This is a genomic window from Pseudomonas mosselii, from assembly GCF_005796105.1.
GTDB classification, from domain to species: Bacteria; Pseudomonadota; Gammaproteobacteria; order Pseudomonadales; family Pseudomonadaceae; genus Aquipseudomonas; species Aquipseudomonas mosselii_C.
In genome coordinates this window covers 213,605-232,925 of record NZ_VAUO01000002.1, presented here as the reverse complement: position 1 = coordinate 232,925, position 19,321 = coordinate 213,605, and the positions used below count along the sequence as shown (strand labels likewise).

Sequence of the window (19,321 nt, the reverse complement as noted above, 5' to 3'; positions counted from 1 at the left end):
CCGAACATGGCTGAATTGCTGAGCAAGGCCCAATACGCGGCCATCGCCGCCAACCTGCAACTGCGCACCCAGGCGTTCATCGACGGTGAATTCCGCGATGCGATCTCGGGCCGCACCTTCGTCACCACCAACCCGGCTACCGGCGAGCAACTGGCTGAAGTCGCTGCGTGCGACGTCGACGACGTGAACCTCGCCGTGGCCGCGGCGACGCGCGTGTTCGAAGCGGGCACCTGGTCGAAGATGCAGCCGAACGACCGCAAGCACGTCTTGCAGAAGTTCGCCCAACTGCTCGAAGACAATGCCCATGAACTGGCCGTGCTCGAAGCGCTGGACAGCGGCAAGCCGGTCAGCGAGTGCCAGAACGTCGATGTGCCGGAAACCATCCACACCATCCGCTGGCACGCCGAGCTGATCGACAAGATCTACGATGCCACCGCCCCGACCGGCAATGCTGCCGTGACCATGGTGGTGCGCGAAGCCATTGGCGTGGTCGGCCTGGTGCTGCCATGGAACTTCCCGCTGCTGATGCTGGCTTGGAAGATTGCCCCGTCGCTGGCCGCTGGCTGCTCGATCGTGGTCAAGCCGGCCAAGGAAACCACCTTGAGCGCCCTGCGCGTAGCCGAGCTTGCCCATGAGGCGGGTATCCCGGCCGGTGTGTTCAACCTGGTGCCTGGCGGTGGCCGCGAAGTGGGCGAGGCCATCGGCCGCCACATGGACATCCCGATGGTCAGCTTCACCGGCTCCACCGATACCGGTCGCCTGTTCCTCAAGTACGCCGCCGAGTCCAACCTCAAGCGCATCGTGCTTGAGCTGGGTGGCAAGAACCCGGCCGTGGTCATGAACGACTGCGAAGACCTCGACGAAGTGGCGCGGTTCGTCACCGCTGGTGCGTTCTGGAACATGGGTGAGAACTGCTCGGCTTCCTCGCGCCTGATTGTGCACAAGGACGTCAAGGACGAACTGCTCGACCTGATCGGCAAGCACCTGAAAGACTGGAAGCTGGGCGATCCGCTGGACCCGGACAACCGCCTGGGTGCGATGGTCAGCAAGGCGCACTTCGAGAAGGTCAAGTCGTACCTGGACTACGCCGCCGAGCACAAGCTCAACGTGGTGCAGGGCGGCCAGACCGAAGACGGCCTGCGTGTGCAGCCGACCATCGTCGATGGCGTGACCCGCGACAACAAGCTGTTCGTCGAGGAGATCTTCGGCCCGATCCTCAGCGTGACGACCTTCGAGAGCATCGACGAAGCCATCGAGCTGGCCAACGACACCGTCTACGGCCTGGCGGCCTCGGCCTACACCGGCAGCCTGCGCAATGCGCTGCGCCTGTCCCGCGAGATCCGCGCAGGTGTGGTGACCGTGAACTGCTTCGGCGAGGGTGATGTCTCCACGCCGTTCGGCGGCTACAAGGAGTCCGGCTTCGGCGGGCGCGACAAGTCGATCTGGGCCCATGACCAGTACACCGAGCTTAAGACCATCTGGATCAACGCTTCGTAACCGAGCAGTACCGGTGCTGTTCTGACGGAGTTCGGCACCTGGCCGCCCCGGTGATACCGGGGCTGGCCCTTTCGCGGCGGTATGTCTACTTGAACTTCGGCCCCGAGCGGGTATTCAAGCCCTTGGCCATGCGGTCATACAGCACCACGTTCACCGTGGCCGCCAGGTTCATGCAGCCTTGGGTGGGAATGTAGATCGTCTCTTCGCACCAGCCACGTACGTCTTCGCTCAGCGAGCCATCCTCCGGCCCGAAGATGTAGATCGCCCGATCCGGGTGGGTGTATTCCGGCAGCGGCCTTGCACCGTCCACCAGTTCCACTGCCACCGGCGTGCAGCCCAGCGGAATGATGCGCTGCAGGTCATCGATGCCGATCAGCGGAATGTCGTAGTGCACGCGCTTGGTGTCGGTGACGAAGTCACGCGCGCGCTCATAGCGCTTGCCGGTGTAGAACACCGAATTGACCCCATAGCAGCCCGCCGCACGCATCACCGAACCTACGTTTTCGGCGGATTTGGGGTTGAACAGGCCGATGCAGCTGTACCGTTTGTTCGCCACGAGTCGGGGCCCTTCGCAAAAAAGAGCGCGATTATACGGGCTGCCCGCCCCTTAGGGCGACCGTCAGTCCTTCTGAATCGCCCCTGGTTTCGCAGGCACCCCCAAACCCCATGATGACGCCAGGAGGTGCCTGCGAAAAAACCGGGTCAGGCGAGGTGACCGCCGAGGGTTTCAGCGACCCAGTCGGCTATGAAATGTCCAGCGTTGATGCTGTTGTCGAAGCTTGAGTGCTGTACTCCCCCGGTACGCTCGTCGAAAATCTTCAGCTCTCGCTTCGGGCTGTTGACCAGTTGCTCATAGGTGCGTTCGGCCCACTTCACTGGAATCTGCGAATCCTTCGAGCCATGGGTAACCAGGAATGGAACCTTGATGCGATCCAGCACGCCGTCCAAGTGCACGTTCTCGGCAATGCGCATGAACTCCTCCATGTCCTTGGCGCCCCATACCCACTGTACGTGAGCCCAGTAGTGCGGTACGGGGAAGCTGCCTTCCTTTTCTAGACGGCGCTTTTGTACATCGCGCCAGTCGTGGTTGGCACCCCAGACCACGCCACAGGCGAAACGGGGTTCGAAAGCGACAGCGCGCGGACAGTAGTATCCGCCGAGTGACACACCCTCCATGCCGATACGTTTGGCATCGACGTCGCTGCGCGTTTCCAGCCAGTCCACCACGCGGCTAGCCCAATGTTCGCTGTCGTATCGCGCGGTTAGGTGGTGCAGGCGCAGTGCTTCCCCGGTACCCGGCTGATCTATGATCAACGAAGACACGCCACGTTTGGCCAACCAGGCTGGCAGGCCGACGCGATATTTCATTTCCTTTGTTGAGTCCAGTCCGTTGACTTGCACCAGCAGCGGAGCCGGCCCAGTGACACCTTCGGCGCGTACCAACAGGCCGGAAAGATGAGTTCCCTCGTAGGGTATCTCTACCCGCTCGCAGTTTTCCTTGGACAACTCGATGCTGCGCGCGAAGGTTTGTAAAACACGCTGATAAAGCGCTTCGCGACCAGGCGCTCCATGAGCTTGAAGGCGCTCGCAGGTCAGGTAGTACGTCGAGGCTCGGTTGTATTTCTCACCCGCTGAGAACAGGCGCCCAGCGGTTTCATCTTCCTCGGCCATACTGCAGAGTTTGTCGGCCATTTTGGCCCAGGTATCGCGGAAGGCCGCAGTACCGGTGGCATCTGGGTGCTTGGCAGCTTCGGCCAGCGGCTTGCACATCTCTTCGATTTCGCCGATGCGCGCGCCCATCTCGATAGCCAGGTTAACGGAAAGATCCCAGACGTAATTGGTAGGGAAGTAACGGAACATTCTTATTGTCCTTTAAGGTCGTCTGACACGCCCACCTCGCAGGCGTAGTGCCGAGTCACCTTAAGGACCCATTCGCTGAGTAGGCTAATCGTTACTTCGGATGCGAGGTATCGCGTTCTGCGATGCCTGGAACCGAGAGATCGACCGTCTTGATGAATTCGTGAATGCGTTCACGTAGCCATCGGTGCATGGGATCCCCGTCCGTGCTGCGGTGCCAGAGCATGAATTCACGCATGGCCGGAATTTTCACGGGCGTGGGTAAAATACGGAGTGGCAGGTATTTAGCATAGAGATGTGCCAGCCTACGATGCATGGTGGCGATACGCTGGGTGCCGACCACCAACTGCGGAACTGTATTGAAGTCGTGAGTGATCACTTCCAGGCGGCGATTGAAACCGTACTGGTTCATGAACCATTCTTCGATACTTGAGCTGCGGTTACGACCGAAGCCTACCGAGATGTGCCCCAACTCCATGTATTGCTCAAGCGACAACTGCTCACCCACCAATGTATTGCCCGCCCAGACGACGCAGACATGCTCTTCCTCAAACAGCAGATGCGAGGGGTGTCCTTCGATTACATAGCGTTCTGGGACGATCATCAGATCGATTTCACCACGTACCAGCAAGTCGCCATCGTTGGGCGCGATCATGTCGAATGTGATGTGGGGCGCCTGTTCGTGAATTTTCTGAATGACCTGTGAGAACAGCACAGTGATCAGATAGTCGGACGCCATCAACTTGAAGTGCCGTTTACTTGAGACCGGATCGAACACCTGTTTCGTGGTGATGGACGAACGAATGGTCAAGAGTACTTCGCGCACCGGTTTGGCGAGTTCCAGGGCATAGGGGGTAGGCTGCATCTTGCGGCCGACTTGCACCAGTAATTCGTCCTCGAAGAATGTCCGCAAGCGACCCAGGACACCGCTGGTGGCGGACTGAGTCATGTGTAGGCGTTCGGCCGCGCGGGTGATGTTCTGCTCTTCCAGCAGTACGTCCAATGCGACCAGCAGGTTCAGGTCGAGATGGTTGAAGCGCATGTTCAGGTGTCCGACTTGTTGTATTTATTTTTGAGATACATTTGCCGCCAACTATCGTTTAGTCAACCCTTTGTTACCCCTTATCGAGCCATGGCGCCGACAAATGTGCCTTGCGCCATGTATTGCGTTTGCCGATACGTCTCATCCCTACACACGATTGGTCCAGCTTGCCGGCTTCCTCCATCTTGAGTGGCAAGTCGTGGCTCTAGCGTGCTGCCCGGCTCCCCTCACCGGTGTCCTGCCAACGCGCCGGAAGAACAATTTCAATGGAGTGGTAGTCATGAACATCATTGGCCTTGACGCGCTGGTATTTGGCGTCGATGACATTCAGGCATGTGCCGACTGTCTGCGGGATTACGGCCTGGCCGCTGTCGAGCTGAACGAAGGAGGAGGCCGCTTTGAAGCGCTCGATGGCACAGCCATCATCATTCGTCGGCATGACGATCCGACCCTGCCACCTGCCTTGGGGCCGGCACCTTCCCTTCGCGAAACCATCTATGGCGTCGAGTCGTCGGCCGACCTTGACGCGATTGCCGACGAACTCGGGCGTGACCGTGCTGTGCTGCGTGATGACCGGGGTGTCTTGCGTAGTGTCGACGACTTAGGCTTCGCCCTGGCGTTTCAGGTCACCTGCCGTCGAGCCTTCGAGGCTGAGGCTGACCTGACCAATGCGCCCGGTTCTGCTCCCCAGCGCCCGGCCAACAAGCCAGGCATCACGCCGGATATGCCTGCACTGCCACGTACGCTGTCGCATGTCGTGTATTTCGTGCCTGATGCCGCGAAAGGCGAGGCGTTCTACCGAGATCGTCTGGGCTTCGTCACCACCGATACCTTCGTCGGGGTCGGTCCGTTCATGCGCACCGGCGCAATGGACGATCACCACTGCCTATTCATGATCCAGACGCCACCGCACATGCGCGGTTGCGAACATTTCACCTTCCACATGGGCAGTGGCACCGAGGTGCTACTGGCTGGCCGGCGGTTCGAGCAAAAAGGCTGGACCAGTTTCTGGGGGCCGGGTCGTCATCTCTTCGGCTCCAACTGGTTCTGGTACTTCAACAGCCCGCTGGGGTGTCACATCGAATACGACGCAGACATGGACACTCATGATGATGAGTGGGTGGCCCGTCAAGCGCCGATGTCCGCGGATAACTCACAGCTATTCCTGTTCTCCTCCCGCGAGAAATGGGCCCCTGGCGGTCCGCCGCCCAAGCAGGGTTGAGCGTGTTTGTCGCGCTTTGCCGGCTCGATGAGCTGGTAGAGGGGCAGTCGCGTGGGTTCGACCCCTTGCAGCGTGGCAAGGATAGTCTTTTTGCCCTGCGTTACGCGGGGGCCCTGTACCTGTATCGCAACAGCTGCCCGCATCTGGATGTTCCTCTGCACTACCGCAAGGACCGCTTCCTGTCTGCCGATGGTTCTCGAATCATCTGCTATGCGCATGGCGCCCAATTCGTACCTGACACGGGTCTTTGCGTGTTCGGACCCTGTTTGGGGGAGCGGTTGGTGGCCGTACCTTGGAGGGAGCAGGAGGGGTGGCTGGCGGTCGATGAGCTGGCATTGCAGTGAGTTGAGGTATCGCGATCAACGATACATCGAATCCGAACATGCGATTAGTCAAATTCCTGATTTGGCCAGAAGCTGGTGGACAAGGTGCACAGCACCACGGCCAGCGGCCATTTCAAATAAGAACAAGAAGCGAGAAGTGCCATGAATTCAGTTAAGAGTGTTCTGGTCGTCGGTGGTGGAATTGGTGGTCTTTGCGCAGCCATCGCGCTGCGCCGCAAGGGTATTAGCGTCGACTTGGTCGAGCTTAAATCCGAGTGGACCGTTTATGGCGTCGGTATCATTCAGCAGAGCAATGTGGTGCGTGAGATGTCGCGCTTGGGCCTGCTCGATGCTTATCTCGATGCGGCCTATGCCTTCGAAGATGTCGCCATCTATACCACCGACGGGCAGCCGTTGGTGCGTATCCCCGGTCAGCGCCTGGCCGGTCCGCAGTACCCCGCCAATGTCGGTATTTCTCGACGTGCCCTGCACAAGGTACTGAGCGAGACGACCATCGAGCTCGGTGCCAAGGTGAGCCTTGGCACCACTGTGCAATCCCTGGAGCAGGATGAAGACGGCGTTGATGTCGTACTGACCGATGGCACCAGTGTTCGCTACGACCTCGTAGTTGGGGCGGACGGCCTCTACTCCAAGGTGCGCGAGATGCTGTTCGGCAACAAGTACATGCCGCGGTTCACGGGTCAGTCGGTATGGCGCTACAACTTCCCGCGTCTGCCGCAGATCAATCATCTGGCCAACTATCAGGGGCCTGCAGGTAACGCCGGTCTGGTGCCGCTGTCCGACGAGCTGATGTACATGTTCACCACCTCCCATGAGCCAGGTAATCCGTGGATGCCCAACGACTCCCTGGCAGCCGAAATGCGCCAGCGCCTGCAAGGCATGGGTGGACTGATCGCCGAGTTGCGTGAGCAGATTACTGACAATGAGCAGGTGGTCTACAAGCCGCTCGAAGCTGTCTTCGTCAACGAACCCTGGTATCGCGGTCGCGTCCTGATCATCGGTGACGCCGCGCATGCCACTACTCCCCATCTGGGCCAAGGTGCCGGCATGGCGATCGAAGATGCCCTGGTGCTTAGCGAGGAACTGACTGCCGAAGGGGATCTGAGTCAGCAGTTGGCGCGCTTCATGACCCGTCGCTTCGAGCGCTGTAAATACATCGGCGAGAAATCGCTACTGGCTGGTGAGAGGGAGATGGCGCGTGATCGCGACTTCGACCGTATCGGTCTGGTCAAGGAAATGCTGGAGGTCACCGCTCGACCGATTTGACGCCGTGAAGGCGGCCGTACTCGCCGATCTGCCGCCGGCGTGACCTTGCACAGGCGCTTTACACGATCCGCGTGACCTTGCAGCGATGTGTAAAAGAAGCAAAAAACGCTCATAAGAACAAAAAAGAGGCATATATCGATGGCAAATCGAGAGCTCGTTGCATCTTGGAGAAAGCTGGCTACCGAACGTCTGACGCTTACCGCAGCACTATTGGCCTGTACTAACCAGGCGCTTGCATTCCAGATTGATACTGGAAACCCCGATTTAAGTCTGCGTTGGGATAACACCGTAAAGTACAGCGCCGCCTGGCGTATGCAGGACCGCAGCAGCAAGCTTTCCGAGGGGACGGTCGCACGCAATCAGGATGATGGTGATCGTGCTTTCGGTAAAGGCCTGATCTCCAACCGCCTGGATATCCTCAGCGAACTGGACATTGGTTTGCGCGACTTCGGTGCCCGTGTCAGTGCCGCCGGTTGGTATGACACCGAGTACCAGAAAGACAACGACAACAATAATCCCACCCGCGCCAACGCCCGCTCGGTCGCCTATGACGAGTTCACCGCCGATACACGCCACCTGCATGGCGGGGACTCCGAACTACTCGACGCTTTCGCATATTGGAACGGCGAGCTTGCCGACAGAGCCCTGTCGGTGCGCTTGGGTCGCCATGGCTTGGTGTGGGGCGAGAGTATGTTCTTTGGCGCTAACGGCATTGCTGGCGGCATGGCGCCTGTCGATGTGGTCAAGGCGGTTTCGGTACCCAATACCCAGTTTAAGGAGATCACGCGTCCAGTCAGTCAAATCTCCACGACCTATCAACTTACAGATGATCTTTCGCTCGGCGCCTTCTATCAGTTCGAGTGGGAAGAGACACGCTTACCAGGAGCGGGTAGCTACTTCTCCGTGAGTGACACGATCGGCGAGGGCAATGAACGTTTGATCGTGGGTGATCCGTTTCCAGCATTCCTCGGTGGTAATCCGAACAGCCCAGCAGCGTTTTTCCACGGTAAAGACAAGAAGGCCAGAAGCTCCGGGCAGGGAGGGGTGCAGTTACGCATCACTGACGATACGGTCGAATACGGCGTGTATGCCATCCAATATCACGACAAGTCGCCCAAGCTCTACCTGAAACCCAGTGCCACCCCTGAGTTCAGTACCGGAAAGATCGGCGAGTATTACTGGGTCTACCCGGAAGATATCCGGGCGCTGGGAGCCAGCTTCATCACCACGGTGGGTGAGTACAGCTTCGCGGGTGAAGCCTCCATGCGCTGGAACATGCCACTCGTTTCCAATGGCCAGACGGTCCTTCCTGGCGTGGACGCGGACAATAACGATGACGCCCTTTACGCGGTCGGCCGAACCGCCCATGTCAACCTCAATATGATCGCGTCGTTCGGGCCGAATTTTATTGCCCAAGAGTCTGGACTGGTCGCCGAGGTCGCCTGGAACCGCCTGCTCAAGGTTACCCGGAATCGCAGTGCGCTGGACCCCAATGCGACTGACGACGCGGTTGGCATGAAGCTGGTGTACACCCCTACGTATCGCCAGGTCATGCCTGGCATCGATCTGAGTGTGCCAATTGGTGTCAGCTACTTCCCAATGGGTAAGTCCGCTGTAGTCGGCTCTTTCGGCCCAGACAAAGGCGGGGACTTCAACATTGGCGTGAGTGCCACCTACCTCGACCGCGTCACCCTCGGGCTGACTTACACACACTACTACGGCCCCGAGGATACCAATCTGAACGCGGCCACCCAGTTCAATTACAAGCAGTCGTTGAAAGATCGCGATTTCTTGGCCTTCTCCGTGAAAACCACATTCTGAGGATCGCGCACATGGCTATTCAGTTTGCACTCAAGACGTTTTGCCTGACGCTCGCAGGAGCGATGGCCCTGAGCTTGCAGCCAGTGATCGCTGCTAGCGCCGACGATCTTGGCAAAAGCCTGACCCCGTTTGGCGCTGAAGCATCCGGCAATGCCAATGGCAGTATCCCAGCCTGGACAGGCGGCATGACCACGGTCGATCCCTCCTTCAAACCCGGTGGCAAACGTAGCGATCCATTTGCCTCGGAAAAGCCGCTGTTCAGCATTACCGCGAAGAACATGGCCCAGTACGAAGGCAAGATTAGCGACGGCACCAAGGAGATGCTCAAGCGCTACCCAGACACCTATCGTCTGGATATCTACCCGACGCACCGCACTGCCGCTGCACCGCAGTGGGTGTACGACAACACCGCGAAGAATGCGCGTAACGCCAAGCTGGTCGAGAGCAGTGCGGGCCTTATCCCAGAGGGTGCCTATGGCGGTATTCCGTTCCCGGTACCGAAAAATGGCAGCGAGGCGATGTGGAACCACCTCCTGAACTGGCGTGGTACGCCGCTGGCCATGGATTTCCGGCATTACCTGGTAACTGCCGAGGGTACACCTGTCATGACCACGGACGGCAAGGCCATCCAAGAGATGCCCTACTACTATCAAGAGGGTTCGGCGGACACGTTCGATGGCGATTATTGGTTGTTCCGCTTGACCAACGTGGGTCCAGCTCTGCGTGCGGGCGAGCAAATCATGGGGCGCACTAACCTGAACGGCGACAAGAGTCAGGCGCACGTCTATCTGGCGGGGCAGAGACGTGTGCGTAAGCTGCCCAACGCCTGCTGCGACACGCCGACTCCGGCTACCGCCGGCGTCATGTCCTTCGATGAGTTGAATGTGTTCCAAGGACGCATGGACCGCTTCAATTGGAAGTTGGTCGGCAAGCAGGAAATGTACATCCCCTACAACACTAACAAAGTGCAAACGGCAAACAACCCAGAAGATGTATTGGGCAAGCACCATATGAACCCGGACTACGTGCGCTGGGAGCTGCACCGCGTATGGGTCGTCGAAGCTGACCTTGCCCCTGGCAAGCGCCATCAATTGCCGAAAGGGCGTTACTACCTCGACGAAGACACTTGGCAAGCCATTCTGGGTGATCGCTGGGATGCTAACGGCCGACTGTCCAAGAGTCTCTGGTCGCTACCAGCGGTCATGCCGGACATCCCCGCAGTGGCCCAACTGTCGTCTGGCTTCTACGACCTGACCTCCAACACCTGGTTCATCCAGAACCTCTATGCGGGCAAAGCGCAGCAGTACGCAATCGTCGATCGCTATAAGTCCTCCGAGTTTTCGCCAGCAGCGATGGCTGGCCGAGGCGTGCGCTAGAGCCTGATCGGGAGGGCCCATAAGCCCTCCCTGTTCGATGTAGTTCGAGGTGAATGATGAGCAGATCGAGATGGACAAGTGGCCTTCTTTTGACCCTTACCTTGCCCTTTTCGTTAGCCACCCATGCACAGCCATTGGCTGTAGCTGACGTGTTGCAAAGCCCTGCGATGCAGATATCGAATGCAGCGCATGCCGTTTTCAGCAGTGTCGTGCGTGCAGAGGATCGACTGGTTACCGTCGGCGAGCGTGGGTTGATCCTGCTGTCCGATGACAATGGCCTGACCTGGCGTCAGGCCCGCGTGCCGGTTTCGGTGGGTTTGACGGCAGTGCAGTTCGTTGACGCACGACATGGCTGGGCAGTAGGCCACTGCGGTGTGGTGTTGTTTAGTGAGGATGCTGGTGAAAACTGGCGGGTGCAGCTCGAAGGGCAGCGGGCCGCTGAGCTGGAATTGGTTGCGGCCCAGCAGGCGCTGGGCGTCGCGGCGGATGTCGACGCGGCTCAGGCGCGTGTCGATATGGCGCAGCGGTTGATGGATGAGGGGGCGGACAAGCCGTTCCTCAACCTGCACTTTACCGATCAACAACACGGCCTTGTTGTCGGCGCCTACGGTATGGCGCTGCGTACAGTCGATGGTGGAAGGTCTTGGCAGTCGGTGGCTGGCCAGATCGACAATCCGACAGGCCTGCATCTGTATGCGGTGGCTCAACAAGGCCTTGACTGGTACCTGGCCGGTGAGCAGGGCTTCCTCGCCCACTCCAGCGATGATGGTCAGCACTTTGAGCAACTACCAAGCCCCTATGAGGGCACGTTTTTTACGCTGGTACCGCGACAAGACGGTTCGCTGTTGCTGGGCGGTCTGAAAGGCAATGCTTTCCTCATCCGCAGCGCTGGCAAGCTAATCGAACCACTGGCGGTGACCATGCCGGTGTCCTTCAGCGATGGCACACGCCTTACCGATGGCCGTGTGCTGCTGGCCAACCAAGCCGGCGCCGTGTTCGTCCTCGAGGCTGCCGGCCACCGCTTGCAGCAACTGATACCAGCACAAGGGCGGCCTCTTGCCGGACTGACCCAGGCCGCCGACGGTAGTCTGGTCGCTGCTGGCTTCACCGGTCTGTCTCAGTTGTCTACATCTGCTGCGAAGGTTTCGGAGTGATTTCATGACTTTCAATACGTCTGCCTGCCAGCAAACCTTCGATCCGGGCTCCGGTTCGTTGATCGAGCGAGCCTTGTTCAATCACCGTCATTGGGTGCTGTTGGTTTGCCTGGTGAGCACGCTGCTGCTTGGCTGGCAATCGACCCGCCTCGAACTCAACGCCAGCTTCGAGAAAATGATTCCCACGGGGCACCCCTACATTGTCAACTACCTGGAGAACCAGAAAGAGTTGTCCGGCCTAGGCAACGCGCTGCGTATTGCTGTGGCTAATCAAAAGGGTGATATCTACGACGCCGACTACATGAAGACCCTGCAGGCACTGAGCGATCAGATCTACCTGCTGCCGGGCGTTGACCGCGCGTTCATGAAGTCGTTGTGGACTCCCGCCACACGTTGGGTATCGGTGACCGAAGAGGGCCTTGATGGAGGCCCGGTGATTCCTGACCAGTACGACGGCAGCCCTGCCTCGCTGGCGGAGCTGCGACGCAACGTGCAATTGTCCAACGAGATCGGCCAGTTGGTATCGTTCGATCAACGCTCCAGCATCATCTACGTACCACTGCTGGCGACCAGTGCCGATGGTCAGCCGCTCAATTATGCGCAACTGTCCGCTGAGGTCGAGGAACTGCGCAACCGCTTCCAGAGCGACCGTATTGCCATTCACGTGACTGGCTTTGCCAAAAAAATCGGCGACTTGATTGCCGGGCTGGAGCAGATTCTGCTGTTCTTCGCTGCCGCGATTCTGATTACAACGGTGGTGCTCTACAGCTACACCCGCTGCGTGCGTAGCACCTTGCTGGTGGTCATCTGCTCGCTGGTAGCGGTGGTCTGGCAGCTTGGCCTGCTGCCGTTGTTGGGGTATGAGCTGGATCCGTACTCGGTGCTGGTGCCGTTCCTAGTGTTCGCGATTGGAATGAGCCACGGCGCGCAGAAAATGAACGGAATCATGCAGGATATCGGTCGTGGCATGCATCGTTTGGTGGCCGCCCGTTTCACATTCCGACGTCTGTTCCTGGCCGGTCTTACCGCGCTACTGTGCGATGCCGTGGGCTTCGCGGTGCTGATGATCATCAAGATCCAGGTGATTCAGGATTTGGCCATCATCGCCAGCTTGGGCGTAGCGGTGCTGATCTTCACCAACCTTATCCTGTTGCCCGTGCTGCTTTCCTATGTGGGGGTGAGTGCGAAGGCTGCCCAACTCAGCCTCAAGAGCGAGCGAGCCGAGCAGTGCGGTCAGGCACGGCATCCCTTCTGGCGCTTCCTCGATCTGTTCACCCGTCGTCCTTGGGCTGGTATGTGTGTGGCAGTGAGCCTTGCGTTGGCGGTGCTGGGTTTCATCGTCAGCCTGCACCTGAGCGTTGGGGACCTCGATCCAGGCGCCCCGGAACTGCGTGCCGATTCGCGCTACAACCAGGACGATGCTTTTCTCACCCGTCACTACGGCGCCAGTAGCGACTTGTTCGCGGTGATGATCCATACACCGGCGGGTGCCTGCGCACGCTACGACATCTTGCGCAAGGTCGATCAGCTGGATTGGCAGTTGCGCAGCCTGCAAGGCGTGGATTCGACCAATTCACTGGCGTTGCTCAACCGTCGCATGCTGGTCGGGCTGTCCGAAGGCAGTCCGAAGTGGTACGAGCTGCAAAACAACCAGGCGACGCTGAACATGATTACCGCCAGCGCGCCTCGGGGGCTCTACAACGAGTCGTGCAACCTGCTGACCCTGTATGTCTACCTCACCGACCACAAGGCCGAGACGCTGACTCGCCTGGTCGATCATGTCGAAGCCTTTGCTGCTGCCAACAACACTGAAGAAGTGCAGTTCATGCTCGCCGCTGGCAACGCGGGTATCGAGGCAGCCACCAATATTGTCGTGAAACAGGCCAATCGCGAGATGCTGTTCTGGGTCTACGGTGCGGTGATTCTGCTGTGCCTGATCACCTTCCGTTCCTGGCGCGCAACACTGTGCGCTGTGATTCCGCTGATGCTCACCTCGATTCTTTGCGAGGCGCTGATGGTCTGGCTGGGCATTGGGGTGAAGGTCGCGACGCTGCCGGTCATCGCCCTGGGCGTGGGCATTGGTGTGGACTACGCGCTGTATGTCATGAGCATCATGCTCGGTCATTTGCGCGAGGGGACTAGCCTTTCGCAGGCCTATTACCGTGCGCTGCTCTCCACCGGCAAGGTGGTCATGCTGACCGGCGTCACCCTGGCTATCGGTGTGGGTACCTGGGCGTTCTCTCCCATCAAGTTTCAGGCCGACATGGGCATTCTTCTGGCATTCATGTTCGTCTGGAACATGGTCGGTGCGCTGCTGTTGCTCCCGGCCCTGGCCTATTTCCTTCTACCTGTCGGCAGGCGCAATACCCCGGTGGTCGAGCTTGCGCCCGAGCATCAGGCATACGCCCTACCGACAGAGCCGGTCGAGCCTGCGCCGCGCATTGCCCACGGCTGAACCCTTACCTTCTAAAACAACAATAGGCACCGCCAATGAAACGACTGACCTTGCTGCTCAATGGCCTCCACGAGGGGCTCATCGTCTATGGCGCCGCGTTCTCGGGCCTCCTGCCGGATGAGGTGAGTCATGCGCGCTGATCGCCAGGCGGGGCTCGCACAATCCGCGCTGCTGCTGTTCGGTAGCTGTCTGCCTGTGCTGGGGGCGGTATTGATCGCGCCGATCTTGCCGCGTATGCAGGCGCATTTTGCGGACACGCCGAGCGTAGCGATTCTGACGCCTATCGCGTTGACCATTCCAGCGCTAGTGATCGCATTGCTGGCCCCTTTTGCCGGGGTGATTGCTGACCGTTTAGGGCGAAAACCTCTGCTGCTCGGTTCGCTCATGCTGTACACGCTTTGCGGGCTGTTGCCTTTGTGGCTGGAGTCGTTGCCGGCGATCGTCGCCAGCCGGGCCGGACTTGGCTTGGCGGAGGCCGGCATCATGACCTGCTGTACCGCGCTGATGGGCGATTACTACCAGGGTTCGCGACGTGAACGGCTGTTCGCGTTACAGATGGTTGCCACCTCGCTTTCGGCAGCGGTGTTCATCGCCCTGGGCGGGACCTTGGGGCAGAACGATTGGCGCGTACCGTTCACGCTCTATGCCGCCGGGTTGTTGCTATTGCCGATTATGGCGCGGTGCCTCTGGGAACCACGTCCCTCGGAGGCAAACTCACAACAGGTCGCGCCAGCGAAGTTTCCATGGAATGCGCTGTTGCCGCTCTACGCGTTGACCATCTTGGCCGGTGTCAGCCTGTTCATCGTGCCGGTGCAGGCGGGCTATTTGCTCACCCTCCTGCAAGTGGACTCGCCCCAGCAGATTGGCATGACCATGGGCGCGAACCAGCTTGGGGTTCTGATCGGTGCTCTGCTTTTCCGGCTGCTGACAAGCCTGCGTCGGCAGAACGTGATGCTGCTGGCATTCGCCACTGCCGGGCTAGGCGGCATGCTGATGGCGAAAGCGGATAGTCATGGGTGGGTAATCGTCGCCGTGCTTATCAATGGTCTGGGGGTTGGTCTGATGCTGCCGACCCTGATCACCTGGGTGATGAGCAAGGTCAGCTTTGCCCAGCGTGGTCGCGCGGCTGGTGGCTTTACTGCGGCGCTGTTCGCCGGTGAGTTCATCAGCCCCTTGGTGGTGATTGCCTTCACAGGCGGCCAGCTTACCGCCTTGCCGACGGTGCTTTCCTGGATCGCCATCGCGCAGCTCGTGCTGGCGCTGGTTTGCCTGGTTTTGCACCGCGTATTCCGCGCCTTGGCCGAACCGGCCCCCGCGCTTGCTTGATCCGTTCGAGGTTGTCCATGAAACATCTGCTGAATTCCGCGATGCTCGACCAACTGTTTTTGACGGCTCGCTCGCATAACCGGTGGCAAGATCGCCCGGTGCCTACCGAACTGCTACATCAGCTCTATCAAGTTCTGCGACAGGGGCCGACCAGCAATAACTGTTGCCCTGCGCGTTTTGTTTTTCTGTCCAGCCTCGAGGCCAAGCACAAGCTGTTGCCGGCGCTCAAGGGGCACAACGGCGAGAAAATGCTGCAAGCACCTGTGACGGTCATCGTCGCCTGGGACAGTCGTTTCTTCGAGCACCTTCCCGAGCTGTTTCCGATTTATGACGCCGCTGCGGTTTTTCGTGACGACCCCCAGGCGACCTTTGTAGCGGGGCTTCGAAACAGCAGCTTGCAGGGCGCCTACCTGATGCTTGCCGCCCGGGCGCTGGGCCTGGATTGCGGACCGATGTCCGGCTTCGATGCAGGCCAGGTAGACGCCACCTTCTTCCCGGACGGACGCTGGCGCAGCAATTTCCTTTGCAGTCTGGGGTATGGCGATACAGCGAGCCTGCATCCGGGCGGGCCGCGATTGTCCTTCGAGCAAGCTTGTCAGGTGCTGTAAGTCCACGGTCTTAGGAGTCTTCGCATGCAAACACTTCCTGCATTCCGACGCATCGTTACGGGCCATGACGGCAAAGGCCGCGCGGTAGTCGCCATAGCCGGTGAAACACCGAATAAATTTCCGCTCAAGGCCGTGCCCGGCACGGTGTTTCACGAGGTATGGAACAGCCCCAACAGCCCAGCCCTTATAGACAACTCGGACGATCCCACTGGTAAACCTCTGCAACTCAGTCCGGCAGCCTCAGGCAGTGTCATCCGGGTGGTCGACATCCCGCCGGACAGCCTGCAGAACGAGGTTAGCGCCGAGGACGCTGCCGCTGCGTTCGCCGAGATTGGTCAAGCGCAGGCCGGCACCGGCAAGCCCGATTCGAAGCATAAGCTCATGCACCGCACCGAGACCTTGGACTACGGCATTGTCACCGAAGGCGAGGTCTGGCTGGTGCTCGATGGTGAGGATGTCCACCTCAAGCGCGGTGACATCGTGGTACAGCGCGGCACCAACCATGCGTGGAGTAACCGTACCGAACAGATGGCGCGCATGGTCTTCATTCTGCTCGATGGCCGCTATGCCGATGAATTAAAGGAGTTGGTTGAATGAAATTGGCAACGTTGAACGACGGCAGTCGTGATGGCCGCTTGCTGTTGGTCTCCCGCGACCTGGCGCGTGCTGTGAGTGCTGCCGATCTGGTGCCCACGCTACAGGCTGCCATCGAGCATTGGCAGAACGTCGAGCATGGGTTGCGACGTCGCTATGACGCGCTCAATCGCGGCGAAGCGCAGGACGCATTCGATTTCGATCCAGGCCAAGTGATGGCACCGCTGCCACGCGCCTGGCAATGGCTGGATGGATCGTGCTTTCTCAGCCATAGCGAGCTGATGCAACGCGCGTTCAACCTCGATCCTATCGAGGGGGTAGAGCACACGCCGCTGATGTATCAGGGGGCTGGCGACGACTTCCTCGGCCCGCGTCAGGACATCCCACTACCCAGCGAGGCCCACGGTATCGACTTTGAGGGTGAGTTCGCCGTACTGGTCGACGCGGTACCGATGGGTTGCACGGCTGAACAGGCACGCCAGCACATCAGGCTGTTAGTGCAGGTTAATGACGTCAGTCTGCGCGCACTGGCGCCGCGTGAGATGCGCACCGGCTTTGGCTTCGTCCAGGCCAAGTCGTCGTCAAGCTTTGCTCCCGTGGCGGTGACTCCCGACGAACTGGGTGCGAGCTGGTGCGATGCGCGCGTGCACCTGCCGTTGCAGGTCGAGTGGAACGGTGAGTGGTTTGGGCATCCGCACGGCGGTGCCATGCACTTCGGCTTTGATCAGTTGATTGCCCATGCAGCGCTCACTCGCCGCCTGAGTGCCGGCACGCTGATCGGTTCCGGAACGGTCTCTAACCGTGACCGTAGCGTCGGCTCGGCCTGCATTTCCGAGCGTCGGGCCATCGAGATGATTGAGCACGGTGCGCCCCGCACGGGTTTCATGCGCTTCGGAGATCGCATCCGCATGGAGGCGCGCTGTGCAGACGGCAGCCCGCTGTTCGGCGCCTTGGACCAGTGCGTGGTGCAAGAGGCAACCCTATGCGAGTGATGATCACCGGTGCTAACGGGTTCGTCGGGCGCGAGCTGGTAATGCGTCTGCTGGCCGATGGCGTGCTGCGTGGCCAGCCTGTGGAGGCTGTGCTGCTGCTGGATCGATCTCTGGATGGCTTTCCCGAAGAAAAGCGCATCCGCCGCTACTGCGGCAGCGTGACCGATGCCGCCTTGATGCGTCGCGCGCTTGCCGACGGTATCGATGTCGTGTTTCACCTGGTCAGTGTGCCGGGCGGCGCCGCCGAGGCAAATTACGAGCTGGGTTATGAAGTGAACCTGAAAGCCAGCCTGGAATTGCTGCATCAGTTGCGTAATGCGGCCCGTCCGCCACGCATGGTTTACGCCAGCAGCATCGCGGTGTACGGCAGCGATCTCGCGTTGCGTATGGATGAGGCGTCAGCCTGCTTGCCGCAGTTGTCCTACGCCAGTCACAAACTCATCGTAGAAACCCAGCTTGTCGACCTGGCTCGGCGTGGCGAGGTAGATGGGATCGCGCTGCGCTTGCCCGGTATCGTGGCCCGTCCGCGCCAGTCACGTGGGCTCAAGTCCGCCTTCATGAGCGACCTGCTGCAGGCCTTTGCGGCGGGAGAGCCCTACGTGTGTCCAGTGTCAGCGCAGGCCACGGCCTGGTGGATGTCGGTTCGTTGCTGTGTGGACAACTTGATGCACGCCGCTGAGCTGCAAGGCGAACTGGCCAGTCGGGTCGTCCAGTTGCCAGTGCTACAGCTGTCGATCGAGCAAGTGCTCGATGCGCTGTCGACCTGCTTCGGCGAGCAGCAACGCGCTCTGCTCAGCTTCGCTCCGGAGCCAGAGTTGGAGGCCCTGTTTGGCTGTTATCCGCCGCTGCGTACACCCCAGGCCAAGGCTATGGGGTTCCACCACGACGGCTCCGTGGCCGCTCTGCTGCGCAATGCCCTCCATCTACCTGCGACGCCGCGAGCGCGTCGTTTCGTTCCTACTCTTGCAGGAGCTTCATCATGAGCCAGAAGACGCGTCGCCTGGTTGATCTGTCAGTCACACTCGACAACAACCCCTACACTGACCCGCCGCCCTTGCTGCCCAAGATCGACTACATGGATCACCAGCAGGGCTGGCCAGAGATGGCTGCGATGTTCCCTGGCTTGCGCAAGGAGCAAATGCCGGGCGATGAGTCCTGGGCCGCAGAGCGCCTGAACATTACCACTCATAGCGGCACGCACATGGATGCGCCTTGGCATTACGCGTCGACCACAGATGGCGGCCAGCCCGCATTCGGTATCGATGAGCTGCCGCTGGAGTGGTGCTTGCAGCCAGGTGTCAAACTGGATTTCCGCCATCTTCCTGATGGTCATGTGGTGAGCGCAGCCCAAGTGGAGGCGGAGCTGGCGCGCATCGGGCATGATCTTCAACCGTTGGACATCGTGCTGGTCAACACGCGTGCTGGCAGCCTATTTGGTCAGCCGGGCTACTTGGACGCTGGTGTTGGCATGGGCCGCGAGGCCACCCTGTATCTGCTGGAACGCGGGGTGCGTGTGGTCGGGACCGATGCCTGGAGCTGGGACGCCCCGTTTAAATACACGCGTCAGCGTTTCGAAGAAACCGGTGATGCCTCGCTGATCTGGGAGGGGCACAAGGCTGGGCGAGATATCGGCTACGGGCAGATGGAAAAACTCGCCAACTTGCAGCTGTTGCCGGCCAACGGTTTCCAGGTTTCGTGTTTCCCCTACAAGATCAGGCATGCCTCGGCGGGCTTTGTGCGCGCCGTGGCGATCTTCGAAGAATAAAA

17 protein-coding genes are annotated in these 19,321 nt (G+C 59.8%); 14 read left to right on the top strand and 3 right to left on the bottom strand.

Annotated features, from left to right (window positions below):
* The first annotated feature begins 6 nt into the window (after nt 1-6).
* A complete protein-coding gene (locus FEM01_RS05985; RefSeq protein ID WP_138218378.1) occupies nt 7-1,497 on the top strand; it encodes an aldehyde dehydrogenase in 1,491 nt (496 codons plus the stop codon).
* A gap of 85 nt (nt 1,498-1,582) precedes the next feature.
* Here FEM01_RS05985 and FEM01_RS05980 read toward each other — a convergent pair whose 3' ends face one another.
* The 3 genes from FEM01_RS05980 to FEM01_RS05970 all read right to left on the bottom strand — a co-directional run bounded on the left by FEM01_RS05980 (nt 1,583) and on the right by FEM01_RS05970 (nt 4,396).
* Entirely contained in the window at nt 1,583-2,053 is a 471-nt protein-coding gene (locus tag FEM01_RS05980; RefSeq protein WP_046856681.1) for an RNA methyltransferase, read from the bottom strand.
* Between the two features lie 146 nt (nt 2,054-2,199).
* On the bottom strand, nt 2,200-3,357 hold the full coding sequence (locus tag FEM01_RS05975; protein WP_138218377.1) for an alpha/beta hydrolase family protein: 1,158 nt from the start codon (nt 3,355-3,357) through the stop codon (nt 2,200-2,202).
* 91 nt (nt 3,358-3,448) lie between these two features.
* A complete protein-coding gene (locus FEM01_RS05970; RefSeq protein ID WP_138218376.1) occupies nt 3,449-4,396 on the bottom strand; it encodes a LysR family transcriptional regulator in 948 nt (315 codons plus the stop codon).
* A 280-nt stretch (nt 4,397-4,676) separates the two neighbouring features.
* Between FEM01_RS05970 and FEM01_RS05965 the strand changes: the two genes are divergently transcribed.
* The 13 genes from FEM01_RS05965 (at nt 4,677) to FEM01_RS05905 (ending at nt 19,319) form a co-directional block, all read left to right on the top strand.
* Complete coding sequence (locus FEM01_RS05965) at nt 4,677-5,618, top strand: VOC family protein (protein WP_138218375.1); 942 nt, start codon at nt 4,677-4,679, stop codon at nt 5,616-5,618.
* Nucleotides 5,582-5,962 carry a Rieske (2Fe-2S) protein gene (locus FEM01_RS05960; RefSeq protein ID WP_138218374.1) on the top strand — a complete coding sequence of 127 codons (381 nt, stop codon included), beginning with the start codon at nt 5,582-5,584 and terminating at the stop codon, nt 5,960-5,962. The genes FEM01_RS05965 and FEM01_RS05960 overlap by 37 nt, the downstream gene beginning before the upstream one ends.
* A 141-nt stretch (nt 5,963-6,103) precedes the next feature.
* Nucleotides 6,104-7,228 (top strand): FAD-dependent oxidoreductase, encoded by a 1,125-nt coding sequence (locus FEM01_RS05955; RefSeq protein ID WP_138218373.1) that lies wholly within the window; start codon nt 6,104-6,106, stop codon nt 7,226-7,228.
* A 138-nt stretch (nt 7,229-7,366) separates the two neighbouring features.
* Nucleotides 7,367-9,049: a DUF1302 domain-containing protein gene (locus FEM01_RS05950; RefSeq protein ID WP_138218372.1), complete on the top strand. Its 1,683-nt coding sequence runs from the start codon at nt 7,367-7,369 to the stop codon at nt 9,047-9,049.
* A gap of 11 nt (nt 9,050-9,060) precedes the next feature.
* Nucleotides 9,061-10,425, top strand: a complete 1,365-nt coding sequence (locus FEM01_RS05945) for a DUF1329 domain-containing protein (RefSeq protein WP_138218371.1) — start codon at nt 9,061-9,063, stop codon at nt 10,423-10,425.
* A gap of 56 nt (nt 10,426-10,481) precedes the next feature.
* The gene (locus FEM01_RS05940) at nt 10,482-11,579 is read left to right on the top strand and encodes a YCF48-related protein (RefSeq protein ID WP_138218370.1); all 1,098 of its coding nucleotides are present in this window, start codon (nt 10,482-10,484) and stop codon (nt 11,577-11,579) included.
* Nucleotides 11,580-11,583: 4 nt separating this feature from the next.
* Entirely contained in the window at nt 11,584-14,034 is a 2,451-nt protein-coding gene (locus FEM01_RS05935) for an efflux RND transporter permease subunit (protein WP_138218369.1), read from the top strand.
* 129 nt (nt 14,035-14,163) lie between these two features.
* The gene (locus FEM01_RS05930; RefSeq protein ID WP_138218368.1) at nt 14,164-15,360 is read left to right on the top strand and encodes an MFS transporter; all 1,197 of its coding nucleotides are present in this window, start codon (nt 14,164-14,166) and stop codon (nt 15,358-15,360) included.
* Nucleotides 15,361-15,377: 17 nt separating this feature from the next.
* A complete protein-coding gene (locus FEM01_RS05925) occupies nt 15,378-15,968 on the top strand; it encodes a malonic semialdehyde reductase (RefSeq protein ID WP_138218367.1) in 591 nt (196 codons plus the stop codon).
* A 24-nt stretch (nt 15,969-15,992) separates the two neighbouring features.
* On the top strand, nt 15,993-16,565 hold the full coding sequence (locus FEM01_RS05920; RefSeq protein ID WP_138218366.1) for a cupin domain-containing protein: 573 nt from the start codon (nt 15,993-15,995) through the stop codon (nt 16,563-16,565).
* Nucleotides 16,562-17,554, top strand: a complete 993-nt coding sequence (locus tag FEM01_RS05915; RefSeq protein WP_138218365.1) for a fumarylacetoacetate hydrolase family protein — start codon at nt 16,562-16,564, stop codon at nt 17,552-17,554. The genes FEM01_RS05920 and FEM01_RS05915 overlap by 4 nt, the downstream gene beginning before the upstream one ends.
* Nucleotides 17,545-18,537 carry an NAD-dependent epimerase/dehydratase family protein gene (locus FEM01_RS05910; protein WP_138218364.1) on the top strand — a complete coding sequence of 331 codons (993 nt, stop codon included), beginning with the start codon at nt 17,545-17,547 and terminating at the stop codon, nt 18,535-18,537. The genes FEM01_RS05915 and FEM01_RS05910 overlap by 10 nt, the downstream gene beginning before the upstream one ends.
* A complete protein-coding gene (locus FEM01_RS05905; protein WP_138218363.1) occupies nt 18,534-19,319 on the top strand; it encodes a cyclase family protein in 786 nt (261 codons plus the stop codon). Before FEM01_RS05910 ends, FEM01_RS05905 begins: the two co-directional genes overlap by 4 nt.
* The last annotated feature ends 2 nt before the right edge of the window (nt 19,320-19,321 follow it).